Here is a 3,644-nt window from a genome sequence, read left to right as displayed (position 1 = left end):
TTCCGTTGATTAGCTACACCCTACTCAGTTCAAATTTTTTGTAAAGCTCTCCGCCCTGCTCTCTATCATCATAAATATAACGGTAAATCGTGCTTTCACTCACCTGGATATCATGCTCTCGTATAAGTTCCTGACTGATAACATCGGGGGATGTATGGGTGCTTAACCGTTGATGGATCAACATTTTTGCCTCCTCTGAAATTTGTCGAAAAGCTTGACCTTGCTTAGCGTTAGCTCGTTTTTCTTGTGCACAGCGAGAAGTAAGCCGGTGACAATAAAGACCTTTAAAATCGATTGGGGTGTGCCGTTTAATCTCACGGCTAATCGTGCTAGGAGAAAAGCCAAGTGCTCTAGCAATTGATCTGAGCGAGTCTCCCTCTGATAACCGTTGTTCGATATAAAAACGATCTTTTTCATTTAAGTGCCGATAAACCATCTCTACCCTCTAAGTCAAAAGGCGAACTAGAGAGTTTATCTGTATGAATATGAACTCTCTACTGAGTGTTGCACTTCAGATGACGGAGGGCGAGCTCTTGCTGAGGTCGATAAGTTATTTGATGCTAAACCTGGTACAGAAAAAGGAGATAAGCTTGAAATTCTAGTGACATTGATTGAAGCATATGAAGCCAAAGAACATCCAATTAGTGACCCAAGTCCAATTTGATCAGGCTACCCTATTCCGGACAAATAAATTACAATAATCCGAGCCGGAGGAATCACAATGGGAAAGCGTCACGTCACCAAGTACACTGAAGAATTTAAAAAATCATCTGCCAAGCTTGCAGTCGATTCAAATCAAGCAATCAGTCATACAGCACAGGAATTGGGTATTCACTCAAGTACACTGCATGGTTGGGTCAATAAATATCATCCAAACAGTCCAAATACTGTTAAAGATGAAGTTAGTGATATGGCTGCTGAAATAAAACAGTTAAAAAAAGAGTTGGCTAGAGTAACACAGGAACGTGAAATATTAAAAAAAGCGGCGGCGTACTTTGCAAGGGAAACACAGTAAAGTATGCCTGGATCAAAGAAAATAAGTGTGTTTTTCCAATAGGTAGGGTGTGCTCAATCTTAGGTGTTAGCCGATCAGGTTATTACAGTTGGTTAAAGGTACAGCCTTCCAAGCGAATGATAGAGAACCAAAAATTAGCTAAGCGAATCAAGGGAATATTCATCGAAAGCCGTGCAACCTATGGCACTCGAAGAATTAGAAAACAATTGGCAACACAGGAAATTTCTGTAAGCCGTAAACGAGTTGGTCGTTTAATGAAGCAGAGTCAGCTTTGCTGCAAGATAAAGCGTAAATTCAAAGTAACTACGGATTCTAAACATCGATTGCCAGTTGCGAAAAACGTGTTGGATCGGGATTTTTCAGCAACACGCCCTAACCAAAAATATGTTGGTGATATTACCTACATACGGACTCAGCAAGGCTGGTTGTACTTGGCTGTTGTGATTGATTTATTCTCACGAAAAGTTGTTGGCTGGGCCATGGAGGATCATATGGAAGCATCACTAGTCAATGATGCTCTGTTGATGGCTTTATGGAAAAGAAAACCTAAAACTGGGTTAATTTGGCATTCAGATCGCGGAAGCCAATATGCTTCAGAAAGTCATCGTGAGATTCTTAAAGATTATAAAATTAAGCAAAGTATGAGTCGTAAGGGAGACTGCTGGGATAACGCTGTTTCAGAGAGTTTCTTTCATACACTAAAAACGGAGTTAGTTCATCACATGAATTTTAAAAATCGACAGGAGGCTAAATCAGCGATCTTTGAGTATATCGAAGTTTTTTATAACAGAAAACGCATTCACTCAGCTAATGATTATTTATCACCTGAGGAATACGAGCATAATCAAAAAATCAGTTAAAAATTTGTCTAGAAAAAGGTTGCCAGATCAGAATTGCAGAAAGCCTCGTTAATGATTAATTTTATAATTCAGTAGAATGGGCAAGCCGCATTTTTAAATTGGTGATTCTTTTTGCTGTTTTTTTGTTTTTCGCTGCAAGAAAAATTGCTTTTTTCTCACCAATAAGTACGACGAGCTGTTTGCCTCGTGTCACTCCTGTGTAAAGCAAGTTACATTGAAGCATTGTATAATGTTGCATGGCGAGAGGAATAACTACTGCCGGGTATTCTGAACCTTGGCTTTTATGAATTGTAGTTGCATAGGCAAGGTCAATTTCATCAAGTTCGTTAAAATCATAGATTACAGTGCGATTATCAAAATCAATTTTTACTTCGCTTTCATCATGATCAATGTGCTTAATGCGCCCTAAATCACCATTAAATACATCTTTATCGTAGTTATTAACAGTTTGTATGATTTTATCGCCGACAGCAAAGGTGTTGCCATATTTTGTGATTTTATTTTCACTATGACCGTTAAGCGCCTTTTGTAGCTCAAGGTTAAGAGATTTTGCTCCCAAGCCTGCACGATTCATTGGAGTGAGTATTTGAATATCGTCAATGGGGTTAAGGTTAAAAGCTTGAGGAAGCCGCTTTGTAACGACTTTAATGAGTTTGTTATAAACATCTTCAGCACTATGTGCATGGATAGTAAAAAAGTCACTTTTTTCACCTTTAATTGACTCGAAAGGGGCTTTGCCTTCATTGATTCGGTGTGCATTTACAATAATTCGTGAAGTTTTCGCTTGTCTGAAAATATCAGTAAGTCGAGCTGTAGAGATAACCCCAGATTTAATCATGTCGGATAAAACTGCCCCTGAGCCAACGGAAGGAAGTTGATCAATATCACCCACTATCAATACTGATGCATGGGATGGAATGGCTTTTAATAAGCTATTCATTAAGCTAACATCAATCATTGAAGCCTCATCACAAACTAAAAAATCTGTATCAAGTGGCTTGTCGCGGTTATATTTGAATGAATAATTTGATGGATTGAACTCTAGTAGACGGTGAATTGTTTTTGCTTCCAAGCTTGTACTTTCAGAAAGACGTTTTGCTGCCCGGCCAGTTGGAGCGCATAAGGTCACCTTTGCTGTTGTACTATGAATGACTTTAATAATGGTATTAACAACGGTTGTTTTACCTACACCGGGGCCACCTGTAATAATGCTAACTTTATTGTGTAAGGAATTAACAACCGCTTTATGCTGTGAAGGTGAAAGCTGTATTTTCACCTGTTGTTGTGTTTTTTGAACGGCGTCATCAATGTTAATCATTGACCACTTAGCTTGTTCCCCTTGAATTAAGCGTGTAATTTGTTGAGCAACACTATTTTCAGCATGATAAAGCTTATCTAGATAAATACAGGGCATATCATCAATCATTTCACGGATGATACGGTTGTCTTGTAGCTCTGCTTCAATTGCGGTACGAATGAGCTCAAGGGGGACGGCTAATAGCTCTACAGACTTTTCTATAAGATGCTGTTCTTGTGCTGCACAGTGCCCTTCTGAGCAGATTTCTTGTAATACATGACGAACACCTGCTTGGGCGCGCTGAACGGAGTCTTGGGGGATACCTAGCCGCAAAGCAAGCTCGTCGGCAGTTTTAAAACCAATCCCTCGTATATCTAAAGCCAGCCGGTAAGGATTATCACTGACAATTGCAATTGCGTCTTCGCCATAGGTTTTATAAATACGAACAGCTCTTGCAGTTCCTACCCCATTA

Annotated in this window: 2 protein-coding genes and 1 pseudogene; 1 reads left to right on the top strand and 2 read right to left on the bottom strand. The window is 39.4% G+C overall.

Features of this window, described 5'->3' with window-relative positions:
- Positions 1 to 37: 37 nt before the first annotated feature.
- A pseudogene (locus tag C200_RS04170) lies at positions 38 to 436 on the bottom strand (transposase); the annotation flags it as partial.
- A 285-nt stretch (positions 437 to 721) separates the two neighbouring features.
- Here C200_RS04170 and C200_RS04160 point away from each other — a divergent pair.
- A protein-coding gene (locus C200_RS04160) for an IS3 family transposase (protein ID WP_087910645.1) occupies positions 722 to 1,875 on the top strand; the annotation gives its coding sequence in 2 pieces (ribosomal slippage) (positions 722 to 992 and positions 992 to 1,875; 1,155 coding nt in all).
- A 61-nt stretch (positions 1,876 to 1,936) separates the two neighbouring features.
- On the opposite strand, the gene recD2 is transcribed toward C200_RS04160, so the two are convergent.
- Positions 1,937 to 3,644 (bottom strand): SF1B family DNA helicase RecD2 (recD2, locus tag C200_RS04155; protein WP_033923672.1); only part of this gene is annotated, 1,708 nt, incomplete at its 5' end.

This window comes from Piscirickettsia salmonis LF-89 = ATCC VR-1361 (genome assembly GCF_000297215.2).
Classification (GTDB): Bacteria; Pseudomonadota; Gammaproteobacteria; order Piscirickettsiales; family Piscirickettsiaceae; genus Piscirickettsia; species Piscirickettsia salmonis.
This window is presented reverse-complemented; position numbering and strand designations above follow the sequence as displayed.